Below are 503 nucleotides of genomic sequence, written 5' to 3' on the forward strand. Positions count from 1 at the left end.
CGCCCCCCGCGGCGCCTCACCCCCCCCACGCCCGGCCGGGGCGCGGCCCCCCCCGCACCGGCTCCGCCGGCGCCCGGTTGGTCGCCGGGCCCCGGCAGGGGGCCGTGGAACGCGCGCCGGGCCCTCCCACCGGGCCCGGTGTGCGGTTCCCGTTCGCCGACCTCGCCCCTCACGGCCACCGCACGGCACCGGCAGGGAGGCGGGCGGGCCCGCCGACGGCCGCCGCGCGAGCGTACGTCCTCGGCGCCGCCGCGCAGGAACGGGGCTCCACCGGCACGCGGTCGACCACGGCCCCTCCGGCCGCCCGGAGCGGCGGACACGGCCCATCGGGCTCTCACCCGGACGAGTGAGCGGACCTCAGGCACCGCCGCCCACGCACGAGGGGGCGGGGGCGCGGGGGCCCCCCCCCGCCCCCCCCCCCCCCCCGCCCCCCCCGGGGGGGCCCCCCCCCGCCCCCCCCCCCCCGCCCCCCGCGCCCCGCCCCCCCCCCCCGGCGCGCGGGC

This window comes from Streptomyces sp. NPDC059456, from assembly GCF_042750055.1.
GTDB lineage: Bacteria > Actinomycetota > Actinomycetes > Streptomycetales > Streptomycetaceae > Streptomyces.